24 protein-coding genes are annotated in these 21,487 nt (G+C 66.3%); 21 read left to right on the top strand and 3 right to left on the bottom strand.

The window, feature by feature from the left end; translation table 11 throughout:
• From ACOJTD_RS17520 to ACOJTD_RS17530, 3 genes are all read left to right on the top strand, one after another.
• Positions 1–1,109, top strand: a 1,109-nt coding sequence (locus ACOJTD_RS17520) for an ABC transporter substrate-binding protein (RefSeq protein WP_420134155.1), incomplete at its 5' end; no start/stop codon positions are given.
• 200 nt (positions 1,110–1,309) lie between these two features.
• Positions 1,310–2,830, top strand: coding sequence for a class I adenylate-forming enzyme family protein (locus ACOJTD_RS17525; protein ID WP_420134156.1), 1,521 nt, complete (start codon positions 1,310–1,312; stop codon positions 2,828–2,830).
• 264 nt (positions 2,831–3,094) lie between these two features.
• Positions 3,095–3,400 (top strand): hypothetical protein, encoded by a 306-nt coding sequence (locus tag ACOJTD_RS17530; RefSeq protein WP_420134157.1) that lies wholly within the window; start codon positions 3,095–3,097, stop codon positions 3,398–3,400.
• Positions 3,401–3,560: 160 nt separating this feature from the next.
• Here ACOJTD_RS17530 and cobD read toward each other — a convergent pair whose 3' ends face one another.
• Positions 3,561–4,619, bottom strand: a complete 1,059-nt coding sequence (cobD, locus tag ACOJTD_RS17535; protein WP_420134158.1) for a threonine-phosphate decarboxylase CobD — start codon at positions 4,617–4,619, stop codon at positions 3,561–3,563.
• Positions 4,616–4,852: a hypothetical protein gene (locus tag ACOJTD_RS17540; protein WP_420134159.1), complete on the bottom strand. Its 237-nt coding sequence runs from the start codon at positions 4,850–4,852 to the stop codon at positions 4,616–4,618. Before ACOJTD_RS17540 ends, cobD begins: the two co-directional genes overlap by 4 nt.
• A gap of 64 nt (positions 4,853–4,916) precedes the next feature.
• On the opposite strand from ACOJTD_RS17540, the gene ACOJTD_RS17545 reads away from it, so the two are divergent.
• From ACOJTD_RS17545 to ACOJTD_RS17575, 7 genes are all read left to right on the top strand, one after another.
• On the top strand, positions 4,917–5,150 hold the full coding sequence (locus ACOJTD_RS17545) for a hypothetical protein (RefSeq protein WP_420134160.1): 234 nt from the start codon (positions 4,917–4,919) through the stop codon (positions 5,148–5,150).
• Between the two features lie 99 nt (positions 5,151–5,249).
• On the top strand, positions 5,250–5,918 hold the full coding sequence (locus ACOJTD_RS17550; RefSeq protein ID WP_420134161.1) for a Crp/Fnr family transcriptional regulator: 669 nt from the start codon (positions 5,250–5,252) through the stop codon (positions 5,916–5,918).
• 90 nt (positions 5,919–6,008) lie between these two features.
• Positions 6,009–6,200 carry a YgaP family membrane protein gene (locus ACOJTD_RS17555; RefSeq protein WP_420134162.1) on the top strand — a complete coding sequence of 64 codons (192 nt, stop codon included), beginning with the start codon at positions 6,009–6,011 and terminating at the stop codon, positions 6,198–6,200.
• Between the two features lie 79 nt (positions 6,201–6,279).
• Positions 6,280–6,651, top strand: a complete 372-nt coding sequence (locus ACOJTD_RS17560) for a carboxymuconolactone decarboxylase family protein (RefSeq protein ID WP_420134163.1) — start codon at positions 6,280–6,282, stop codon at positions 6,649–6,651.
• 448 nt (positions 6,652–7,099) lie between these two features.
• A complete protein-coding gene (ribB, locus tag ACOJTD_RS17565) occupies positions 7,100–8,179 on the top strand; it encodes a 3,4-dihydroxy-2-butanone-4-phosphate synthase (protein ID WP_420134164.1) in 1,080 nt (359 codons plus the stop codon).
• Positions 8,180–8,242: 63 nt separating this feature from the next.
• The gene (locus ACOJTD_RS17570) at positions 8,243–9,457 is read left to right on the top strand and encodes an acyl-CoA dehydrogenase (protein ID WP_420134165.1); all 1,215 of its coding nucleotides are present in this window, start codon (positions 8,243–8,245) and stop codon (positions 9,455–9,457) included.
• Positions 9,458–9,649: 192 nt separating this feature from the next.
• A complete protein-coding gene (locus ACOJTD_RS17575; RefSeq protein WP_420134166.1) occupies positions 9,650–10,582 on the top strand; it encodes an MBL fold metallo-hydrolase in 933 nt (310 codons plus the stop codon).
• 216 nt (positions 10,583–10,798) lie between these two features.
• Here the strand turns inward: ACOJTD_RS17575 and ACOJTD_RS17580 are convergent, their stop codons facing one another.
• Positions 10,799–11,650: a DUF1499 domain-containing protein gene (locus ACOJTD_RS17580; protein ID WP_420134167.1), complete on the bottom strand. Its 852-nt coding sequence runs from the start codon at positions 11,648–11,650 to the stop codon at positions 10,799–10,801.
• Positions 11,651–11,917: 267 nt separating this feature from the next.
• Here ACOJTD_RS17580 and ACOJTD_RS17585 point away from each other — a divergent pair, with 267 nt between their 5' ends.
• The 11 genes from ACOJTD_RS17585 (at position 11,918) to ACOJTD_RS17635 (ending at position 21,353) form a co-directional block, all read left to right on the top strand.
• The gene (locus ACOJTD_RS17585; RefSeq protein WP_420134168.1) at positions 11,918–12,622 is read left to right on the top strand and encodes a methyltransferase family protein; all 705 of its coding nucleotides are present in this window, start codon (positions 11,918–11,920) and stop codon (positions 12,620–12,622) included.
• 296 nt (positions 12,623–12,918) lie between these two features.
• Entirely contained in the window at positions 12,919–13,473 is a 555-nt protein-coding gene (locus ACOJTD_RS17590; protein WP_420134169.1) for a MarR family winged helix-turn-helix transcriptional regulator, read from the top strand.
• Positions 13,474–13,653: 180 nt separating this feature from the next.
• Complete coding sequence (locus tag ACOJTD_RS17595; RefSeq protein ID WP_420134170.1) at positions 13,654–14,175, top strand: flavin reductase family protein; 522 nt, start codon at positions 13,654–13,656, stop codon at positions 14,173–14,175.
• A gap of 31 nt (positions 14,176–14,206) precedes the next feature.
• Positions 14,207–15,676: a 4-hydroxyphenylacetate 3-hydroxylase family protein gene (locus ACOJTD_RS17600; RefSeq protein WP_420134171.1), complete on the top strand. Its 1,470-nt coding sequence runs from the start codon at positions 14,207–14,209 to the stop codon at positions 15,674–15,676.
• A 13-nt stretch (positions 15,677–15,689) separates the two neighbouring features.
• The gene (locus tag ACOJTD_RS17605; protein ID WP_420134172.1) at positions 15,690–16,070 is read left to right on the top strand and encodes a cupin domain-containing protein; all 381 of its coding nucleotides are present in this window, start codon (positions 15,690–15,692) and stop codon (positions 16,068–16,070) included.
• Positions 16,071–16,134: 64 nt separating this feature from the next.
• Positions 16,135–17,007 (top strand): branched-chain amino acid ABC transporter permease, encoded by an 873-nt coding sequence (locus tag ACOJTD_RS17610; RefSeq protein ID WP_420134173.1) that lies wholly within the window; start codon positions 16,135–16,137, stop codon positions 17,005–17,007.
• Positions 17,007–17,864 carry a branched-chain amino acid ABC transporter permease gene (locus ACOJTD_RS17615; RefSeq protein WP_420134174.1) on the top strand — a complete coding sequence of 286 codons (858 nt, stop codon included), beginning with the start codon at positions 17,007–17,009 and terminating at the stop codon, positions 17,862–17,864. Before ACOJTD_RS17610 ends, ACOJTD_RS17615 begins: the two co-directional genes overlap by 1 nt.
• A complete protein-coding gene (locus ACOJTD_RS17620; protein WP_420134175.1) occupies positions 17,861–18,631 on the top strand; it encodes an ABC transporter ATP-binding protein in 771 nt (256 codons plus the stop codon). Before ACOJTD_RS17615 ends, ACOJTD_RS17620 begins: the two co-directional genes overlap by 4 nt.
• Positions 18,628–19,392, top strand: a complete 765-nt coding sequence (locus ACOJTD_RS17625) for an ABC transporter ATP-binding protein (protein ID WP_420134176.1) — start codon at positions 18,628–18,630, stop codon at positions 19,390–19,392. The genes ACOJTD_RS17620 and ACOJTD_RS17625 overlap by 4 nt, the downstream gene beginning before the upstream one ends.
• A gap of 21 nt (positions 19,393–19,413) precedes the next feature.
• Positions 19,414–20,589 carry an ABC transporter substrate-binding protein gene (locus ACOJTD_RS17630; RefSeq protein ID WP_420134177.1) on the top strand — a complete coding sequence of 392 codons (1,176 nt, stop codon included), beginning with the start codon at positions 19,414–19,416 and terminating at the stop codon, positions 20,587–20,589.
• Positions 20,590–20,660: 71 nt separating this feature from the next.
• On the top strand, positions 20,661–21,353 hold the full coding sequence (locus ACOJTD_RS17635) for a DUF2848 domain-containing protein (RefSeq protein ID WP_420134178.1): 693 nt from the start codon (positions 20,661–20,663) through the stop codon (positions 21,351–21,353).
• Positions 21,354–21,487 lie beyond the last annotated feature (134 nt).

Consider the following 21,487-nt stretch of genomic DNA (forward strand, 5'->3'; position numbering starts at 1 on the left):
CCGACATGTCGGGCCTGTTCGCCGACATCTCCGGCCCTGGCGCGGTGGTCGCGGTCAACATGGCGGTGGAAGATTTCGGCGGCAAGGCGCTCGGCCGTCCGATCGAAGTGCTGTCGGCCGATCATCAAAACAAGGCCGATATCGGCCTGTCGCTGGCGCGCGGCTGGATCGACGAGAAGAACGTCGTGATGCTGGCCGACCTGATGAATTCTTCGGTCGCGCTCGGCGTCATGGAGCTGACCAAGACGAAGGACCGCATCGCCATCGTCAACGGCGCCTCGACCTCGGTGATCACCAACGAGAAGTGCACGCCGAACAGCATCCACTACACCTGGGACACCTACGCGCTGGCGCGCGGCACCGCAAACGCCGTGGTCAGCCGCGGCAAGAAGAAGTGGGCGATCCTCGAGGCGGACTATGCCTATGGCCACCAGCTCGCCGGCGATGCGACGCGGTTCGTCGAAGCGGCGGGCGGCAGCGTGGTGTCGGACATCAAGCATCCGATCAACACGGCCGACTTCTCGTCCTTCCTGTTGCAGGCGCAGAGCTCCGGCTCCGACGTGATCGCGCTCGCCAATGGCGGCGCCGACACCATCAACGCCATCAAGTCCGCTGCCGAGTTCGGCATCGGCCGTGACGGCAAGCAGCAGGTGGTCGGCCTCGCCATCAACCTCAACGACACCAAGGCGCTCGGCCTGCAGGCGGCGCAGGGGCTGCTGCTGACGGAGGCCTGGTACTGGGACCTCAACGATGAGACCCGCGCCTTCGCCAAGCGCTTCAACGAGAAGTTCGGCAAGATGCCGACCTCGACCCAGGCCGGCGACTACTCCTCGACCATGCACTATCTGAAGGCGGTCGCAGCCGCCGGCACGCTCGATGCGCAGACCGTGATGGCCAAGATGCGCGAAATGCCCGTCAACGACTTCTTCGCCAAGAACGGCAAGATCCGCATCGACGGCCGCATGGTGCACGACATGTATCTGGCCGAGGTGAAGAAGCCGGCGGACTCGAAGGGGCCGTGGGACTTCTACAACATCCTCGAGACCATCCCGGGCGACAAGGCGTTCCGCCCGCTCTCGGAAAGCGCGTGCCCGCTGGTGAAGAAGTAAGCGGCGTCTCCCGCGGAGTGCGTCCGCACGTTCCGAGGCCTCGGCACGCGCACGCATCTCTCAACGCGTCATGGCCGGGCTTGACCCGGCCATCCACGTCTTGCGGCGTCGAACGGCCGAAGACGCGAATTCCCGGGACGAGCCCGGGCATGACGAACTCTGATGGCGTGTTTCTGAGTAACTATCTTTTGGAGTCCCTTATGTCCTGGCCGTCCCGCAATCTCGGCTGCTGTTTCGATCCGTCGAAGAATCCCGACAAGGTCGCGATCATCGATCTCTGCCGGCCGGATCAGCCGCAGGAGATGACCTATGCGGCGCTGGACGCCGCCTGCGATGCGGTGGCGCGCGGGCTGCTGCGCAAGGGGCTGAAGCCGGGCGATCGCGTCGGCATCATGGCGTTGAACTCCGCCCCGATGATCGCCGCTTATCTCGGCATCATGCGCGCCGGGCTGGTGTCGGTGCCGATCTCATTCAAGCTGGCCCGCGAGACCGTCGACTACATCGTCAAGGACGCCGATCTGCGCGCGGTGTTTCACGATCGTGAGCGCGCCGTAATGGTGCCGTCCGGCGTGCTCGGCATCGACTTCGACGCGCCGGACGGCTACGCGGCGTTGCTCGACTACGGCCCGTTCCAGTCCTTCGAGCCGCAGGGCCGCGAGGTCGCGACCATCCTCTACACCTCCGGCTCGACCGGCATGCCGAAGGGCGTGCTGCTGTCGCACGCCTCGCAGATGTGGGCGCTGGACACGGCGGCACGCGCCGGCGACCGCTCGCAGCACCGCTACATCGTCGCCGCGCCGATGTTCCACATGAATGCGACGATCAGCGCCAAGACCGCGCTGCATGCGGGCGCCTCGATGGTGCTGCTGCCGTCGTTCGACGCGCGGCTCTATGCACAGGCGATCGCCAAATATCGCGTCACCTGGCTGACCTCGGTGCCGACCATGCTGGCGATGATGGCGCGCGAGCAGGACCTCATCAAGTCGCTCGACTTCTCCTCAGTCACCAATGTGATGATGGGCTCGGCGCCGCTCACCAAGGCACTGGTCGAGAAGGTGCAGAGCATCTTTCCCGGAGCGGCGATCAGCAACGCCTACGGCACCACCGAGGCCGGCCCCGGCGTGTTCGGCGCGCATCCGGACGGCCTGCCGCGACCCGACACCGCGGTCGGCTATCCGACCGTAGGCGCGCTCGCCGAGCTGCGCGAGGGGCCGTCGCCGGATGAGGGCGTGCTCTACATGAAGAATCCGATGCTGATGGAGGGCTACAACAATCGCCCGGAAAAGACCGCCGAGGTGATGCGGGACGGCTGGTATCGCTCCGGCGACATCATGCGCCGCGACGAAAACGGCTTCTTCCATTTCCTCGGTCGCGCCGACGACATGTTCGTGGTCGGCGGCGAGAATGTCTGGCCCGGCGAGGTCGAGAAGCTGATCGAACGTATGCCCGGCGTGCATCAGGCTGCGGTCGTCCCGGTGCCCGACGACATCAAGGGCACGCTGCCGTTCGCCTTCGTGGTCAAGCAGGATGGCGCCGACGTCGACGAAGCGGCGGTGAAAGCCTTCACGATAGCCAATGGCCCGGCCTTCGCGCATCCCCGCTTCGTCGAATTCCGTCCGGCTATTCCGCTGTCGGCCACCAACAAGCCCGACCGCCGCCTGCTGACGCAGGAAGCCGAGCAGATCGCGGCGAAACGGCGGGCGGCTGGCGAGCGCGGCTAGTGGTAGCCGAATGCCCTGCTGCACGCGGCTGCAACGCGCTATTCACTATCCTCCGGCGCCGCAGCAGCTTCGGGAAAGGCCCGGGGCGGTTCAGATAAGCCTCTGCAATCAGGCGGCTTTTGATCTCCGGATGAATACGGAGGTATCCCGCTCTGTGTTGACAATTGCTGCGCTGCGGCGGATTGATGGCCGATCAGTTCGGATTGCAAGGCGCTAGCGATTTCTCCGCCCGACGGTCCGGCCAAGACAGCACGGGAGAGAGATGTGAAAGCCCTGGTCCGAGCGTTCTACTACGTGCCGGTGATCGGCTGGCTGACCAAGGACGCCGTCCACGGCACCCCGGAGGCGAAGTACTTCTTCGCGTTCAATCTGGTGGTGCTGCTATTCGGCGCGATCTATCTGGTCGGCTACCCGCTGGTGATCACGCTCGGCCTGATCGGCTCCGCCGCCGGCCTCTCAGGTCTCGTGCTGCTGACGATGGGCGACGCCTTCGACCGCCGCGCTTCCCGCGCCGTCGCCAGGGCTCCGGCACCGCCGGTCCGCAAACCCTCGATGCGCCGCGCGGCGTAAGGGCTGCGAATTCTGCCGGTAGGTAGTCAGCCGCTAAGCGCAACCTAACCCCGGTATGGCCGGGCTTGTCCCGGCCATCCACGCCTGTCTTGGTATCAAGGCTGTCAGGCGTTGATGTCGGGGACGAGCCCGGACATCACGATGGCGAGCGGGCTATGGATCAAACCGCGGCTGCGCTCGCGGCTGTCGTCGTTTTTTGCGTCGCGCAAACCTGCTCCAACCGCCGCCACGCTGCTTCATCACCCGGCAGGCCGAAGCGATAGCGGTTGTGGCTGTGGGTGAAGCCGCGGATCAAGACGCCCGCACGCGCGAAGGCGTCGACCAGGTCGCGTCCATCCCGATCTTCATACAGCCCGAACAGGTCGGTGCCGCCGCACTCCGTCAATCCTGTCGGCGCGAGCGTCGCGTCCAACCGTCGTCGATCGGCCGCCAGCCGCTGGCGCATTGCGGTGATCCATGCGGCATCGCGCAGCGCGCGGGTGGCGATGGCGCAGGCCGGGCCGGAGGCGGCCCAGTCGCCGAGCAGATCGCGCCACGGCGGCGCATCGTCGGCATTCACCGCGACAAAACCGAGCCGCACTCCCGCCAGACCGAAGAATTTGCCGACCGAGCGCAGCACCACGACGCCGCGCGGCAGCGCAGGCCCGCGCAGCAGCGACAGCTCCGGCCGAACATCTGCGAAGGCCTCGTCGACCACCAGCCGCTTGCCGGCCGCGCACCAGCGCGCCGCAAAAGCCAGCAACGCGTTGGCGTCGACGGCGCGTCCGTCCGGATTGTTGGGGTTCACGATCACCAGCGCATCGAGCGCAGCATCGACATCGGGCAGGGCGCTGAGTTCGTGCACCTGCGCGCCCGCCGCGCGCCACGCGGCGGCGTGCGAGCTATAGGTCGGCACCAGAAGCCCGACTTGCGCGCCGCGCGCGTCGGTCAGCACCCGCGGCGCGAGCCGGATCGCGATCTCGCTGCCCGGCGTCGGCAGCATCACGGCGCCTTGCGGCAGGCCGTAAGCATCAGCCGCGGCGGCGCAGAGGTCGTCCAGTTCGGCAGCGAGCGGCAGTCGCGCGAAGGCTTGCGGGGGCAGCTGCGGAATCGGGTAGGCAATCGGATTGATGCCGGTCGACAGGTCGATCCACGGCTGCGGCGCGTCCGGATAGGCCTGCGCCGCGAGATCGACGCGGCCACCATGAACCCGCAGCGCCGCCGCAGCGGCGCTGGTCACGGCGTCACCAACCAATAGCCACCGACCACCAGGATCAGCGAGAGCGTTACGATCACCGCCAGCACTGCCGCGACGATCGCGCCAAGGCCGTGGCCGTCGAGCCAGTTCTGAAGTTTGTTGCCCAGTCCCAAGCCCATCGGTTCCGCCCCGTCTGAATTTCGCAGGCGTGGTTCTGTCACACCTGCGCGGGACAGCGCCAGCCCGACGAACAGCCCGCGGATCGCCTGCGGCAACCCGCCCGCTTCTTGCCGGAACCAGCCTCCGGCTTCGGCTTTGACTCCGCAACAGGAGGTTGCGATGTCGATCCGTTTTGCCCTCGCGTCACTGGTGTTCATGATGGTCAACGCCGTCGTCTTCGGCGTCGGTCTGGTGTCGGTCCTGACGCTTCCCTCACTGGCGCGCCACGCCTTCGATCTGATTCCCGCGATGGTGATCGCCAGCTTTCTGATTTCCGCGCCGCTGTCCTGGATGATTGCACCGCGCTTGCGCGCCAGCTATTGGCGTCAGCAGCGGGTCGCGGCCGGCAACTAAGCCGCGACCGCTCGTCGCCTCCGTCGTTTGACCGGGGTCAATCGACGCGCGAGGGCGCTGCTGCATAGATGCGGCAGCGTGCGGTCAATGGCGGTTGCGATGAGCTTGCCCGATTCCGACTGGTTGAAGCAGTTTCCTGCCTTGGCCACGATGCCCGAGGGCGAACGTGCGCCGCTCGCCTCCGGCGCGATGGCTATGAACGCACCGGCTGGCGCCACGGTGTATGCGCCGGGCGAGCCGTGCAACGCCTTCATCCTGGTGATCAGTGGCGGCGTGCGGGTGTATCAGCTCGATGCCGACGGAAACGAGATCGTGCTGTATCGGCTTGGCCCCGGCAGCCTGTGCATCCTCACCACGCTGGCGCTGCTCGCCTCCGACGCCTACAGCGCCTTTGCGATCACCGAGACGCCGGTGCATGCGATGGCTCTGCCGGCCGCGACCTTCAACGACCTGATGGCGCGGTCGGCGCAATTCCGCAGCTTCGTGTTCGGCGCCCAGGCGGCGCGGATGGCCGACCTGATGGCGGTGATCCAGAACGTCGCGTTCGCGTCGATCGAGTCGCGGCTGGCGGCGCGGCTGCTGACGCTGGCCGGCGGTGGTCGCGAATTGTCGATCACCCACCAGCAACTCGCCGCCGAGATCGGCAGCGCCCGCGAGGTCGTCAGCCGGCAGCTCAAGGCGTTCGAGAGGCGCGGCTGGGTCAGTCTCGGCCGCGGTCGCGTCGAGCTGCGCAACGCAGCGCCGCTGCGTGCTGCCGCAGGCCACTGAGGTTTTTCCAGCGCGGTGACTTCGTCACAGACCGCTTCCCCGCCGCGACGTAGACAGAGAGCGTCACTCAACCAAGCGAGGGGAAACACAATGTCCGCCAATGTTGGAATGATCGATCGCCTGCTGCGCGCCATCGTCGGCATCGGCCTGATCTATTGGGCGCTGACCGGTGGCCCGATCTGGGCGTGGATCGGCGTCGTGCCGCTGCTCACCGCGGCGGTCGGCTTCTGCCCGGCCTACACGCTGTTCGGCATCCGCACCTGCCCGGTCAAGCAGTCCTGATCGTAGACGCGGACTTCGTCTTGGCTCCCGGAATCGGCTAGACGGCCGATCCGGGAGCTACTCTCATTGAGGTGAAACCATGCACAAGAACTGGATCGATATGACGGGCGAATTGTCGGTGGCGCTGCGCGAAGTGCGCGCCGGCGCGCCCGACGTCATGAAAGGCTTTTCGGCGATCGCGCAGGCGGCGCTGAAGGCCGACGCGCTCGATACCAAGACCAAAGAGCTGATCGCGCTGGCGATCTCCGTCGCGACGCGCTGCGACGGCTGTATCGGTTTCCACGCCGAGGCCGCGGTGAAGCAGGGCGCCACCCGCGACGAGATCATGGAGACGATGGGCATGGCGATCTACATGGGCGCCGGCCCCAGCGTGATGTACGCCGCGCAGGCCGTCGAGGCGTACGATCAGTTCGCGAAGAAAAAGGCGGCGGCGGCCGCGACGCCCGTTTAGTCGCGCCAGACCTTGCGCCACCGTCTTTGCGAGTCAGTGGGTCGGTGCGAGCGCCGCGGATGACAGGCTCCGCGAAGCAATCAGTGGCCCCGAGCAATGACTAACCTCTCCCCGCGCGCGGGGAGAGGTCGACCGGCGGAGCAGGTCAGGTGAGGGGGCGCCTCCGCGCGGCCGAGCTTTCGCCAGCATGGCCGCGCTTCACTTTCCCGCGCGACCCGACCTTACTGCCCGTGTCGCCCCTCACCAGCCCTCCTCGCCGCAAGAGCGGGCTGAGGATCCCGCCGCGTTGTGGGAGGGACGTGCTCCTGTTCGAGAGCCGGCGGCAACGCTGCCACTGCTCGCCGCGTATTCCGCTGTGCGGTAGCCGCAACCGGCCCCGCAGCGGCGCGGGTTGCGTCGTCGCGCAGGCTGCGTCATATGGACTGTTCTGTTTTCCGTGAGATGACCGATGGCGCACCCGATCCAGGACGTTCTGCAAGCCTTTGCCGCCGGCGAAATCGTCGTCGTCACCGACGATGACGATCGCGAGGGCGAGGGCGATCTCGTGGTCGCCGCCTCGCTGTGCACCGCCGAGAAGATGGCGTTCATCATTCGCCACACCTCCGGCATCGTTTGCGCTCCGATCACCTCCGACGACGCCCGCCGGTTGCGGCTGGACCCGATGGTGGCGCACAACGATAGCAACCACACCACCGCCTTCACGGTGTCGATCGACTACAAGCCCGATAACGGCACGGGAATCTCGGCGGACGAACGTGCGTCGTGCTGCCGCGCGCTCGCCAATCCGAACGCTGGCGCCAACGATTTCGCGCGGCCCGGCCACATCTTCCCGCTGATCGCGCGTGACGGCGGCGTGCTGCTGCGCTCGGGCCATACCGAGGCTGCGGTCGATCTGTGCCGGCTCGCCGGCCTGCCCCCGGTCGGCGTCATCAGCGAGCTGATGAACGACGACGGCACCGTCACCAAGGGTGCCCAGGTCGTTGAATTCGCCCGCAAGCACAACCTCAAGCTCGTCACCATCGCAGACCTGATCGCGCATCGCCAGGCTCGCGAGAAGCTGATCGAGCGCGTCGCGACGTTCCCGATGGAAAGCCCGATCGGCCCGATGCAGGGCTACGCCTATCGCTCGCCGTTCGACGAGATCGCGCATCTCGCCTGCGTCTACAACGGCATCGGCGACGGCAAGAACGTGCTGACGCGGTTCCACAAGCCGAACATCGTCAAGGACATCTTCACCGGCCCGCGCCGGATGGAGGCGGTGCTCGATCACTTCAAGGCCAACGGTTCCGGCGTGCTGATCTATCTGCGCGACGGCGCTGCGGGCGTGCCGGTCGCGCCGATCGACGAGCCGAAATCGGCCGAGGCCGATCGTCACCGGCAATGGCGCGAGATCGGCGTCGGCGCGCAGATCCTGCGCGATCTCGGCGTCAGCTCGATCCGGCATCTCACCTCGTCGCAGCTCGACTACAAGGGGCTGTCCGGGTTCGGCATCGAGATCGTCGGCAACGAGCACCTTGAAGGCTCCTGATCCAGGTCTTACCCTCAAAAGTCACATCTCCCGAGACGGCGGAAACGTCTGAAAGGACTCTCCATGAGCGTGCGCGCGCAAACTAAGGACAAGCCGGTTCCGGCGAGCTTCAAGTGGGATGACCCGCTGCTGCTGGAAGATCAGCTCACCGAAGACGAGCGGATGATCCGCGACACCGCGCGCGCCTACGCGCAGGACAAGCTGCTGCCGCGCGTGTCGCAGGCCTATCTCGAAGAGAAGACCGATCGCGAGATCTTCAACGAGATGGGTTCGCTCGGTTTGATCGGCATCACGCTGCCGGAAGACTACGGCTGCGCCAACGCCAGCTACGTCGCCTACGGTCTGGTGGCGCGCGAGATCGAACGCGTCGATAGCGGCTATCGCTCGATGAACTCGGTGCAGTCGTCGCTGGTGATGTATCCGATCTACGCCTACGGCGACGAGACCCAGCGCAAGAAGTATCTGCCGAAGCTCGCCTCCGGTGAGTGGGTCGGCTGCTTCGGCCTCACCGAGCCGGACGCCGGTTCCGATCCGGGCGGCATGAAGACCAAGGCCGAGAAGGTCGCCGACGGCTATCGGCTGACTGGCTCGAAGATGTGGATCTCGAACGCGCCGATCGCGGACGTGTTCGTGGTGTGGGCCAAGTCCGCCGCGCACGACAACCAGATTCGCGGCTTCATCCTCGAGAAGGGTATGAAGGGCCTCAGCGCGCCGAAGATCGGTGGCAAGCTCAGCCTGCGCGCGTCGATCACCGGCGAGATCGTGATGGACGGCGTGGTGGTTCCGGAAGACGCGCTGCTGCCCAACGTGTCAGGCCTCAAGGGTCCGTTCGGCTGCCTTAACCGCGCCCGCTACGGCATCTCCTGGGGCGTGATGGGCGCCGCCGAGGACTGCATGCATCGCGCCCGGCAGTACACGCTGGACCGCAAGCAGTTCAACCGCCCGCTCGCGGCGACCCAGCTGGTGCAGAAGAAGCTTGCCGACATGGAGACCGAAATCTCGCTCGGCCTGCAGGCGTCTCTGCGCGTCGGCCGGCTGATGGACGAAGGCAAGTTCGCGCCCGAGATGATCTCGCTGGTCAAGCGCAACAATTGCGGCAAGGCCCTCGATATCGCCCGCGTCGCCCGCGACATGCACGGCGGCAACGGCATCCAGATCGAGTACCACGTGATGCGCCACGCCCAGAACCTCGAGACGGTGAACACCTACGAGGGCACCCACGACGTCCACGCGCTGATCCTGGGCCGGGCGATCACCGGCCTGCAGGCGTTCGCGTAAGATAGCGCGCGCGTCACCGCGCGCACTCCTCATCCTGAGGAGCCTGCCGTGAGGCAGGCGTCTCGAAGGATGGGCCACAAGCAACCGAGGCCCATGCTTCGAGACGGCCCTTCGGGCCTCCTCAGCATGAGGTCGACGAGGCGGAGAGCCCTCCTTCTCTCAATAACAACAACAAACATCACCGGGAAACGCATGAGCGACGCCAGCGACAGTTCCGACGACGTTCCGTTCAATCGCGACTTCCCGCTCCAAGCCGGCGTGGTCGAGGAAATCCGGCCGGGCCTGCGCCGCGTCCTCTGCAACAATCCGTCGCCGTTCACCTTCACCGGCACCGTCAGCTACATCGTCGGCACTGGCAAGGTGGCGATCATCGATCCAGGTCCCGACAACGAGGCGCACGCGCAGGCGCTGATCGATGCGGTGAAGGGCGAGATCGTCACCCACATCCTCGTCACCCACACCCACAAGGACCATTCGCCCGGCACGCCGCGCCTCAAGGCCGCGACCGGCGCTACCGTCTATGCCGAAGGCCCGCACCGGGCGTCGCGGCCGTATTTCGAGAGCGAGACCGTGTCGACGGAGTCCGGCGCCGATCGCGCCTTCAAGCCCGACGTCACGATCAGCGACGGCGACGTGATCGAGGGCGACGGCTGGGCGGTCGAGGCGGTGGCGACGCCGGGCCACACCGCTAACCACATGGCGTTCGCTTGGAAGGATCGCGACGCGATCTTCGTCGGCGATCACGTGATGGGCTGGTCGACCTCGATCGTTGCGCCGCCGGACGGCTCGATGGTCGACTACATGAATTCGCTCGACCGGCTGATCGCGCGCGACGAGCAGCTGTATCTGTCCGGCCATGGCGCCGAGATCCTTGAAGGCCCGCGCTACTCGCGTTTCCTGAAGCGCCACCGCGTCGCCCGCGAAGCCTCGATTCTGCATCGGCTCGGCAAAGGCGAGACCGACATCCCCACCATGGTCCGCGCCATCTATATCGGCATCGACCCCCGCCTGATGAGCGCCGCCGGCTACTCGGTGCTGGCGCATCTGGAAGACTTGGTCACCCGCGGCGTGGTCGCCACGGATGGCGACCCGCTAATCGACGGGCGCTATCGGCTGGTGAAGTAACCAGCACTACCTTTCATCAAACGGCCACTTGTTACGGTCGGCCGTGCAAGCGGCACAGCGCAACCTCTCCCGCTTGCGGGAGAGGTCGACGCGCGAAGCGCGGCGGGTGAGGGCACTCCGCTCCGCGAGTCGCAGACTCACTGCCTGGGGCGCCCTCACCCCAGCCCTCTCCCGCAAGCGGGAGAGGGGCGCGCTGTGCGCGGGGAGAGCGCTGCGCTACTTCTTCGGCGCGGCCTTGCCCTTGGCCGGCTGCTTCGGCGCGGGCTCCGGCTTCGGTGCCGGCGCATTCTCCGCGGCGTTGGTCAGGTCTTCGCTGAATTTGGCGATGCGGGCGGCGTTGCTGCCGAGGTCGCTTTCGAAATAGCGCGAGGCGGAGCGGATATCGATGCGGGCGCCGTCGCCATCGGGCAGCACGCGGATGGTGAGATCTTCCGGCAGGCCCATCACTTCGGTGCGCGCCACCGCCTCGATATGGCCCTCGCGCCGCGGCTGCTGCGGCGGGCGGGAATCCACCACGCGCCATTTGCGGCGATTGACCAGATTGAGCGTGATGTCGTAGGCGCGCTGCACCGGCAGATCGACCTGCACGGTCTCGAGGCTCGGATAGGCAGCGCGCTGGAGCTCGGCGGAATACAGGCCGGCATAGACCGCGGTGTTGACGCCGTCGCCGACCCGCAGCCGCGCCAGCGTCTCGAATTTCGGCGGGTCGATCGCGTCGGTGGTGATGTCGTGGATCTTCGGCAGGCTGCGATATTTCCAGCCGAGATAGGCCGGATAGGCCAGGATCAGCACGTCGATCAGCAGCGCCAGCAGGATGCGCGCCATGCCGCGCGAGCCGTTCTGCCAGATCGCCGCGAACCCCGCGAGCGCCAGCAGGATCGAGACGCCGGCCAGCGCCAGCGCGCCGAAGAAGGTGGCGATCGCCGGCCGCACTTCGAGGAAATCGAATCGCACCACCAGGGTCGAGGCCACGGCGGTGATGGCAGCGAACACCGCCAGCCGGCGCGCCCAGATCGCGAGGCTCGACACGGGCTCCATCTGATAGGGAGCGGAAAACCTGCGCGCCATCGGGTCCGTTCTGCCGGGTTGAAGCCGCGGCGCCGGTCGGTTCGCCGTTCCGCAACGCCCATGGTGAGACCATGGCGGACCCCAGATTTCAAGGCCGGAATGGCGAACCTGTTCGCCCGCGACCGTACCGCAGCCGCGCGGACACAGCGACGCGGCACGACGCCGATCAAAGACCTGCCGGCGCCGCCTGCGGCAAGCTGCGCGAGAGCGTCGCACAATGCTCACGCCCACGGCGATGAGCTCGCGGCACCCGAAAGGACAGCGGCCATGATGTCGGAGGCGGTTTCGCCCGCGGTGCAGTCTGGGCGCCGCCTGATCCGTACCGCGCTGGGATCGAGCGCCTACGCGGCGCTTGCGTTGATCGGCGCCGGCCGGCTCGATTGGGGGCGTGGCTGGCTCTATGCGGCCATGTTCGTCGTTGTCTCTGTCGGCGGCACGGCGGTGGTGCTGCGCGCCGATCCGGCCGTGCTGGTCGCTCGCGCCAAGAGCCTCCGCGACGACACCAAGCCGTTTGACAGACTGTTCTATGCGCTGTTCCTGCCGCTGATTGCGTTGATGCCGATCGTCGCCGGCATGGATGCCGGCCGGTTCGGCTGGGCGCCGCTGCCGGGCTGGACGACGATCCCCGGCGTCGTGCTGTTTGTCGCCGGCTCGGCGCTGTCGACCTGGACGCTGCTGGTCAACACGCATGCGGAGAGCACCGTCCGCATCCAGAGCGACCGCGCGCACGCGGTGGTGCAGAGCGGGCCGTATCGCCTCGTCCGCCATCCGATGTATCTCGGCACGCTGATCGGCCTGCCGGCCGCCGCGCTGATGCTCGGCTCGACCTGGGCGCTTCTCCCCGCGGCCCTGATCACCGCGCTGTTCGTCTGGCGCGCCGCGCGCGAAGACGACGCCCTGCTGCGCGAACTGCCCGGCTACACCGACTATGCAACGAGGGTGCGCCATCGGCTGTTGCCGGGCGTGTGGTGACAACCAAGCTTTTCCACATGCACGGACTCCTCATCCTGAGGAGCCCGGCGGAGCCGGGCGTCTCGAAGGTTGAGGCAGCGCGCGCGGCCCATGGTTCGAGACGGCGCTGCGCGCCTCCTCATCATGAGGTCCGGGCTGTTGTGGAGTCCGCAAAGCCAATCCGGCTTCAACCGCTTTCCCGAGATCCGCGCCGCGCGCAGACAGCGGCCGCGCGACGCGAACCTGTACAAACATCAGCTTCTGTATGACAAGTAGCATCGTCGGCGATCAGCGCCGTCAGTTGAGGGAGCGAGAGTTTGCGCCGCGCAACCGTATCGAAGTCGGAACTGATGCCTGGCGGCGACGACGAGGTCTTCCGCACTTTCATCCACGATTTCCTGGCATTCAGCGCACGGGTCGATCAATGCCGCGCCGGCTTCGGCGATCGGCTGGGCATTTCGGGCATCGCCTACACCACGCTGATTTCCGTCGCGCATCTGCAGGGCGAGGACGGCGTCGGCGTCAGCCGCATCGCCGAGCATCTGCATTTGTCCGGCGCTTTCGTCACCATCGAAGTATCCAAGCTGGTCAAGGCCGGGCTGATCCACAAGCGTGCCAATCAAGAAGATCGCCGCCGTGTGCTGCTCACCGTGACGCCAAAAGCCCGTAAGCTGCTCGAGCAACTCGTCGAGGTGCAGGCGCCGGTCAACGACGCGTTGTTCGACTGCCTCAGCGCATCGGAATTTCGCCAGCTCGCCTCGATGATGGCGCGACTGGTGTCGTGCGGCGACAAGGCTGTGACGCTGATGAGCTTCCTCACCGCGCCGTCGACGGTGGCGGAATCCACGCGCAAAGTGTCGCGGCGGCGCTGACCCGCGCCTTCCTCTGCATCTTTCAATTTGAGTTAAGCCCGAATTTGCGGCCTTGGCGGCGCTTAACCGTGCCCAAATTCTTGTCGCGGTGCCGCATCTTTTCTCAGCGAGTGCCTCGCATTCGTACTTGACTAGCTTTTTATAATAGCTTTGGATCAAAGGTATTAGAGCGGTGAGTTGATGACGCAGGACGTGCGACAATTTCGATCGGCGCTGTCGCAATTCGCGACCGGCGTCGCCGTGATCACGGCGCGCGGCGAGACGGGCTCGCCGATCGGGATGACGATGAGTTCGTTCAACTCGGTGTCGCTCGATCCGCCGCTGGTGCTGTTCAGCGTCGATCGCCGTGCACTGAGTCTTCCGGCGATGCAGGTGGCCGAGGGCTACGCGGTCAACATCTTGAGCCGCGGCCAGGAAGCGTTGTCGAACCAGTTCGCCAAGGCCTCCACCGACAAATGGAGCAACGTCGCGCATTCGATCGGCCATGCCGAGGCGCCGCTCTTGGCAGGCGCGATCGCACATTTCGAATGCGCGCCCTACGCGCAATATGACGGCGGCGATCACGTGATTTTCGTCGGCCGCGTGGTGCGTTTCAGCGCGCGGGACGACGAGGAGCCGTTGGTGTTCTTCCGCGGCAAGTATCAGAGCCTGAGCCGGCAGGGCGGCAGCGAGCCGATGTGGCCGCTGCCGATCCATTACTGACAAGGCGAGCACAGCATAAGGAAGCGTGACGATGAAGACAGGACAACAACATATCGCCGGCCTGCGCGACGGACGCGCTGTGTTCATCGACGGCAAGCGTGTCGACGACACCACGCGGCATCCGGCGTTCCGCAACGCGATCCAGTCGGTCGGCAAGCTGTTCGATTTCGCCTCCGATGAGGCCAATCGCGAACTGATGACCTTCGCGACGCCGGCCGGCCGCGCCAACCGCATCTGGCAGTTGCCCGAAACCTTCGACGAACTGCGCCAGCGCCGCACCGCGTTGGAGCAGTGGGGCGGGTTGCATGCCGGCTTCCTCGGCCGCGCCCCCGACCACGTCGCCTCCTGCATCGCCGGCATGTATATGGGGCTCGATCAGTTCGAGGCCTACGACAAGGACCGCGCCAAGGCGCTCGCCGACTACTACACCTATGCGCGCGACCGCGATCTGTATCTGACCTACGTCATCATCAATCCGCAGGCCGACCGCTCCAAGAGCGCTGCCCAGCAGAAGGACGCGTTCCTCACCACCGGCGTGGTCGATCAGGACGCCGAGGGCATCACGGTGCGCGGCGCCAAGATGCTGGCGACTGGCGGCATCATGGCGGACGAAGTGTTCGTCACCTGCATCCAGCCGCTGCAGCCGGGCGACGAAATCTACGCGCTGTCGTTCGCGATCCCGATGAACACCAAGGGCCTGCAGATCCTGTCGCGCAAGTCCTACGAGGAATCGTCGCAATCGGTGTTCGACAATCCGCTGTCGAGCCGCTTCGACGAAAACGACGCGGTGTTGTATTTCGACGACGTCAAGGTGCCGTGGGATCGCATCTTCGTCTACAAGAACCTCGAGATGTGCCAGAAGCAGTTCCACGCGACGCCGGCGCACGTCTATCAGAATTATCAGGCGATGATCCGCCTGTCGGTGAAGGTGCGCTTCCTGATCGGCATGGCGCGGCGGATCGCCGAGACCAATGGCGTGCTCGGCTTCCCGCAGGTCCGCGAGACCCTCGGCCAGCTCGCCGCCGAGGGCGGCATGGTCGACGCCTTCGTGGCCGCCATGGAGATCAAGGGCACGAAGTACGGCCGCTACTACGTGCCGGATCGCCACACGCTGTACGCGGCGCAGACGCTGACCCAGCAGCTCTACGCCAAGATCCTCAACACGCTGCGCGAACTCGCCGGCGGCGGCATGATCATGTTGCCGTCCTCGGTGCAGGATCTCGCCAATCCGGAGATCGCCACGCTGGTCGAGAAGACCCAGCAGTCGCCGGCGGCCGGCGCGCTCGACAAGGTCAAGTTCTACAAGCTGGCCTGGGACGCGGTCGGTTCGGAATTCGCCTCGCGGCATCAGCAGTACGAGATGTTCTACGCGGGCGCGACCTTCGTCACCAAGAACCACTCGTTCCGCACCTACGATTGGGATAGCGCCGGCGGCCTCGTCAGCCAGATGCTGTCGAGCTACGAACTCGCCGACGAACTGAAAACCTCGCAAGCCGCCTGATCAGGAGCGCATGATGCCAGTCAACAAGATCCACGACGAATTCCGTGCCGTCGACATGAGCACGGGCTGGGAAGTTCCGGCCGGCTATCCCAAGGGCATCCAGCAGAAGATCCTGTCCGGCGGCCTCGACGAGGAGAACCGCCGCGGCTCGCGCAGCCGCCTGCTGCGGTTCGAGCCGGGCGAGTTCACCACCAAGCCGTTCGTGCACGAGTACTGGGAAGAAGTGTTCCTGGTCTCCGGCGACCTCACCGTCGGCAACGACGAGAACGGCAAGGGCGGCGAGAGCTTCAAGCCGTTCACCTACGCCTGCCGTCCGCCGGGCGCATTCCACGGTCCGTTCAAGTCCGAGACCGGCTGCGTGCTGTTCGAACTGCACTACTTCGACCCGGTCTAAGGCGCGCGATGACGGACATCCTCCCCAGCACATACTTGAGTCCTTGCAGCCGCGGAGGCCGGGCATGATCACGCAGCAGATCATCAACGGCCTGATGCTCGGCTCGATCTACGTGCTGGTGGGGGTGTCCTTCACGCTGGCGATCGGCATCCTCAACTTCCTCAACTTCTCCATCCCCGGCCTGTTCATGATCGGCGGCATGGTGAGCTGGGTGCTGCTCGCCAAGGGCTGGCACTGGGTATTCGCAATCGCCGGCGCGCTCGCCGCAGCGGCGCTGGTGTCGCTCGCGGTCGAGCTTTTGTCCTATCGGCGCACCCGCGGCGCAGATCCGGAAGTGCCGCTGGTGTCATCGCTCGGCTTCCTGGTGCTGCTGGAAAACCTGGCGCTGGTCGGCGTCGGCTCCGATCAGCAGACCTTTCCGTCCCTGCTCGGCGATTTCAACTTCCGCATCGGCGGGCTGGTGATCGGCGCCGCGCAGGCGATCAGCCTGGTGCTGACCTTCGCGCTGGTGGTCGGGCTGTCGATCGTGCTCGGCAAGACCAATCTGGGCCGGCAGATCCGCGCGATCGCCGAGAGCCGCTCCACCGCGGTGCTGCTCGGCGTCGATGTCGGTCGGCTGGTGCCGAAGATCTTCGTGCTCACCGCATTGTTCACCGCGCTCGGCGGCGTGATGTTTGCGCTGAGCTATCTGCAGGTGTCGCCGTTCATGGGCGAGGGCGTCGGCTTCAAGGGCGTCGCCGCGATGATCATCGGCGGCATGGGCAGCGTCTGGGGCGCGGTGATCGGCGGGCTGATCATTGGCCTGATCGAAGTCGGTTCGATCTCGGCGTTCGGCGCCGACACCGTCAATATCGCCGTCTACGGCTCGCTGCTGGTGCTGTTGATCCTGCGGCCGCATGGCCTGTTCGGCAAACCGGCGATCCGGGAGAAGCTGTGATGAGCGGCTATCAGACCGGCGTCCTGATCATCCTGTGCTTCAACATCATGGCGGCCTATGCGGTGTATCTGCCGCTGGTCGCCGGCCAACTCAATCTCGGCATCGCCGGCTTCATGGCGGTCGGTGCCTATACGGCGGCGTATCTGACGAATGAGATGGGCTGGTCGCTGCTCGCCGCGGTCCCGACCGGCGGCCTCACCGCCGGCGCGCTGGCGCTCTTGGTCGCCGTGCCGATCCTGCGCACCCACGGGATCTATCTGGCGCTCGCCACTTTCGCGCTCGGCCAGGTGATCTCCGCTGTCTTCCTCAATCTCGAAGTGGTCGGCGCCGCCGCCGGCTATCCGGTCGCGACCTATGCGTCGCCGGTCGCGGTGTTCTCGGTCACCGCCGCGATCGTGCTGTTCGTAGTCGGGCTGTCGCAGACCCGCTTCACCCTGTATCTCACCGCGATCAAGAACGATCGCCTGGTCGCCGATCTGCTCGGCCTGAAGGTCTGGGGCCTGCAGGTCGCGGCCTTCGTGCTCGGCGGCGCCATCGCCGGCATCGGTGGCGGGCTCTACGCGCATCATTTCAGCTTCATCGAGGCGCAGCATTTCAGCGTGCAGCTGAGCATCTACACGGTGCTGTACGTGCTGCTCGGCGGCACCCAGACGGTGTGGGGGCCGCTGGTCGGCGCGCTGTTCTTCAGCCTGGCGCCGGAGCTGCTGCGCGCCGGAGAGGCGTGGCGATACGTGCTGTTCGCGGTGCTGATCGTCGGCTTCATGGCGGTGCGGCCGCAGGGCCTGGTGACGCCGGCGTCGCTGCGCGGCCTCGGCCGTCTGTTCAAACGCAAGCCCGCAGCGGGAGTGCAGTCATGACCGCGCAAGCTCCGCTGCTCGACCTGCAGAACGTCTCGAAATCGTTTGGCGGCCTGCACGTCATCCGCGACCTCAGCTTCTCGGTGGCGCGCGGCCAGACCGTCGGTCTGATCGGCCCGAACGGCGCCGGCAAGACCACCGCGTTCAACATGGTCAGCGGCGTGTTCTTGCCCGACCAGGGCACGGTGTCGTTCGAGGGCCGCGACATCACCAACATGGCGTCGCGCCGCCGCATCAAGCTCGGCATCGCGCGCAGCTTCCAGAACGTGCGGCTGATGCAGCATCTCACCGTGTGGGAAAACCTGCTGGTCGGCCAGCATGTCCGCGCCTCGGGCCTGTTCAATCTGCTGATGCCGTTCCGGCTGATCCCCAACCATCGCTGGCGGCGCGAGGTCGTTGCCGCGCTCGACGAGATGGGGCTCGGCGCCTATGCCGACTCGATGGTCAGCGAGCTGCCTTACGGCATCCGCAAGCGCATCGACCTGGTCCGCGCCACGCTCGCCGGCGCCTCGCTGCTGATGCTGGACGAGCCGGCCGCCGGTCTCAACCCGGTCGAGACCCAGGCGCTCACCGCGCATCTCGAAGCGCTGAAGGCGCGCGGCGTTACGCTCTTGATCGTCGAACACGACATGCATTTCGTGGGTACCATCTGCGACCACGTCGTGGTGCTGAACTTCGGCAGCAAGATCGCCGAGGGCCCGCTGTCGGTGGTGCAGCACGACGCGGTGGTGCGCACCGCTTATCTCGGCGCGGAGCAGGCGGCATGAGCGCGATCCTCTCCGTCTCCGACCTCACCGTCGCCTACGGCGGGGTCACCGCGCTCGACGGCGTCTCGCTCAACGTCGAGGAAGGCGAGATCGTCACCGTGCTCGGCGCCAACGGCGCCGGCAAGACTACGCTGCTGCTCGGCATCATGGGCGCGGTGCCCGCCACGCGCGGCCGCATCCAATTTCGTGACAGCGATCTGTCGCGCGCGCGTCCGCACACGCGGTTGGCGCAGGGGCTGGTGCTCGTCCCTGAAGGCCGCCAGGTGCTGGTGTCGCTGACGGTCGAGGAGAACCTGCTCCTCGGCGCGCATCTGCGCCGCGACCGCGCCGCGGTGCGCAGCGAGATTGACGCGATCTACGAGCGCTTCCCCAATCTGGGCCAGCGCCGCCACGTCGCGGCGGCGACGCTGTCCGGCGGCGAGCAGCAGATGGTCGCGATCGGCCGTGCGATGGTGGCGCGGCCGCAGGTGCTGATGCTCGACGAGCCGTCGCTCGGCCTGTCGCCGCTGTTCGTCTCGAAAGTGTTCGAGCTGATCCAGGAGATGAACCGCAGCGGGCTGACGATCGTGCTGGTCGAGCAGAACACCGGCAAGGCGCTGTCGGTGGCGCATAGCGCCACCGTGCTCGAGCTCGGCAAGGTCGCGGTGGCCGGCCCGTGCGAGACGCTGCGCAACGATCGCCGGCTGCTCGACGCCTATCTGGGCGGCGGCAGCGACGAGACTTCCGAACCATCCCGGTTGATGCCGGCGGGCACTCACTAACAACAACAGGAGCAGGGGTTGATGAAAGCGTATAGCGTCGCGGCGGCGGGTGTCGCCATCGGACTGATCGGCGGCATGGCGGGCGCGCAGGCGGCCGATCTCGTCCTCGGCTTCTCGATGGCCAAGACCGGTCCCTATGTCAGCCTCGCCAACACCAACGAGGTCGCGGTCGACATGGCGGTCGACGAGATCAACGCCAAGGGCGGCGTCGGCGGCAACAAGATCAAGCTGGTGAAGTTCGACACCGGCGGTGATCCCAAGCAGGCCGCGCTCGCGGTGCGTCAGTTCGCCGAAGACAACAAGGCGCTCGCGGTAATCGGGCCGTTCTCGTCCGGCGAAGTCCGCGTCGCGTTCCCGGCCGGCGAGCGGCTCGGCATCGTGCAGATGTCGATGTCGTCGTCGGCGCCCGGCCTGACCAAGGGCTTCAGCTACGCGTTCCGCAACACCCGCGACGAGAAGACCGTCATTGACGAGGTGCTGGCGACGCTGCGCGACAAGAAGCTGCCGATGAAGACCGGCGCCACCGCGTTCGCCACCGACGACACCGTGTCGAAGTCGATCGGCACCGCGGTGCTGCCGGTGCTGTTCACCAAATACGGCGTGGAGAGCAAGGGCGCGGTCGACTTCCAGTACAACGCTTTCGACCTGTCGCCGCAGGTGTCGCAGCTCGCGCAGATGAAGCCGGACATCATCGGCCTCGGCGCGCCGCCGGAGGCCGCCGTCAACCTCGCCAAGGAGCTGAAGCGCCAGAACGTCACCGCGCGTCTGATCGCCGGCACCACCGTTGCCGATCCGGATCTGCCGAAGCGGATGGCCGGCGCCGGCGAACTGATGACGATCGGCACCACCTTCTTCGCCGAGCTGAACGACCAGACCAAGGCCTTCGCCAAGGAGTTCGCCAAGCGCACTTCGGCGGCCGGCATGACCCGGCAGGAGCCGAACCAGCAGGACGCCTCGGCCTACGACATCGTCTATCTGTTCGCCGAAGCGATGAAGACCGCGGCGGTCACCGGCGCGCCCGACAAGGCCGCGGCGGAACGCACCGCGATCCGCGACGCGCTGGCCAAGATCAAGGGCCTGCCGGCGCTGGAAGGCGCGATCTCGTTCGCCGATGATCACGATGCGATCAAGCCGATCTACGTGATCGAAGCCAAGGATCAGCACTGGACGTTGCTCGACACCCGCAAGGGCGAGTAGTACTCATCATCGCCGTGCGGGACGATCAGTTCCGCACGGCGTCGGTCCCATTCTTACTGCGAGAGCTCTTCATGTATGCCGCTCCCATCGATTTCGCCGTTCACGAACAGGGGCGCGAGGCCCCGCGATCGATCCAGATCGGCGATCTGATCATCGCCGGCTGGACCGGCCGTGATCCGGTGGCGCGCGACAAGCACATCAAGGAACTCGAAGAACTCGGCATCGCGCCGCCGGCTTCGACGCCGATCTACTACCGCGTCGCCGCCGCCCGGCTGACCACGCGCACCGCGATCGAAGTCAGCGACGAGAATTCCAGCGGCGAAGTCGAATTCGTCCTGATCAAGTCCGGCGGCAAGCTCTATGTCGGCGTTGGCTCCGACCACACCGACCGCAAGGTCGAGACCTACAACATCACCGTGTCCAAGCAGATGTGCGACAAGCCGGTCGCGCCGCAGCTGTGGGCCTATGACGACGTCGCTGCGCATTGGGATCAGCTGGTGCTGCGCTCGTGGGCGACGATCGGCGGTGAGCGCGTGCTGTATCAGGAAGGCACCCTGTCCGGCATGCTACCGCCAGCCGAACTGATCGAACGTGAATTCGGCAAAGCCGGAATGCCCGAAGGCGCCGCGATGCTCGGCGGCACCTTCGCGGCCAAGGGCGGGATCCGCCCGGCGACCCGCTTCGACTACGAACTCAGCGACCCAGTCCTGAACCGCAGCATCAGCAGCGGCTACGACGTGCGGACGCTGCCCGTGTTGGGCTAAACTAACAGCGTCATTTCACGCAGTGCCTAACCCCAAGCGCATCGCGCCCCCTCTCCTGCGAGGGAGAGGGGCGGGGTGAGGGCGACGCGGGCACAGTGCCTGGGGACCCCCACCCCCGACCTCTCCCCGCAAGG

The sequence above is a fragment of the Rhodopseudomonas sp. genome (genome assembly GCF_048594845.1).
Lineage (GTDB): Bacteria > Pseudomonadota > Alphaproteobacteria > Rhizobiales > Xanthobacteraceae > Rhodopseudomonas.